This is a genomic window from Methylobacterium nigriterrae (genome assembly GCF_037106235.1).
Lineage (GTDB): Bacteria > Pseudomonadota > Alphaproteobacteria > Rhizobiales > Beijerinckiaceae > Methylobacterium > Methylobacterium nigriterrae.
Genome location: NZ_JBAWTG010000562.1, coordinates 1 through 437, shown reverse-complemented (window position 1 = coordinate 437; position 437 = coordinate 1). Strand labels below are relative to the sequence as shown.

The window sequence follows — 437 nt, the reverse complement described above, 5'->3', positions numbered from 1 at the left end:
TTTGGGGCGACGAAAAAAGCCCGGCCTCTCGGCCGGGCTTGTCGTGAGTGTGGCGGGATCGGGCTTGGATCCGCGCGGGGATCGTGGGGTCGGCTCAGTAGCTGCCGAACTTGTAGTTGAGGCCGGCGCGCACGACGGCGAACTCGGTGTCGTTGCGCCGGTTGGTCACGCCCGAGACCAGGCCGACGCCCGGCGTCGCCGCGGTCAGGATGGTGCCGTTCGGGGTGACCGCGAAGGCGCCGTTGTTGCGGTTGCCGCGGTCGAGGTTCACGTAGAGACCCTCGACCTTGAGCGTCACCGCCGAGGAGCGGAAGAAGTTCAGGAACGAGTCGGTCGGCAGCGCGTACTCGATGCCGCCGCCGGCTGCCCAGCCGGTCTGGAAGTTGTCGGTCGAGCCGTTGGGCAGGCCGAACTGGCGGCCGCCGCCCGAGCCGTAG

1 pseudogene is annotated in these 437 nt (G+C 69.3%); it reads right to left on the bottom strand.

The annotated features are described in order from the left end of the window. Window positions 1-94: 94 nt before the first annotated feature. Window positions 95-437 (bottom strand): annotated as a pseudogene (locus WDW90_RS38255) (porin family protein); the annotation flags it as partial.